The organism is Microbulbifer okhotskensis (assembly GCF_023895975.1).
GTDB classification, from domain to species: Bacteria; Pseudomonadota; Gammaproteobacteria; order Pseudomonadales; family Cellvibrionaceae; genus Microbulbifer; species Microbulbifer okhotskensis.
In genome coordinates, this window is sequence record NZ_JALBWM010000417.1 from 1 (window position 1) to 371 (window position 371).

General features: G+C 53.4%; 1 rRNA gene. It reads right to left on the reverse strand.

What is annotated here, in order from left to right:
- A 23S ribosomal RNA gene (locus tag MO867_RS22745) occupies window positions 1-371 on the reverse strand; the annotation flags it as partial.

The following is a 371-nucleotide window of genomic DNA, read 5'->3' on the forward strand; positions in this document are numbered from 1 at the left end:
TCCTGGAAGCGTGGCATCAACGACTTCAGTTCCTAAGAACCTCGTCATCAGATCTCAGTCTTAGGGGACCGGATTTGCCTAATCCCCCAACCTACATCCTTAAACGCAGACAACCAACGCTGCGCTCGCCTAGCCTTCTCCGTCCCCTCATCGCAGTTACCGCCGGTGCAGGAATATTAACCTGCTTCCCATCGACTACGCATTTCTGCCTCGCCTTAGGGGCCGACTCACCCTACCTCGAATAGCGTTGGATAGGAAACCTTGGTCTTCCGGCGTGGAGGTTTTTCACCCCCATTATCGTTACTCATGTCAGCATTCGCACTTCTGATACCTCCAGGATGCCTCACAGCTTTCCCTTCAACGGCTTACAG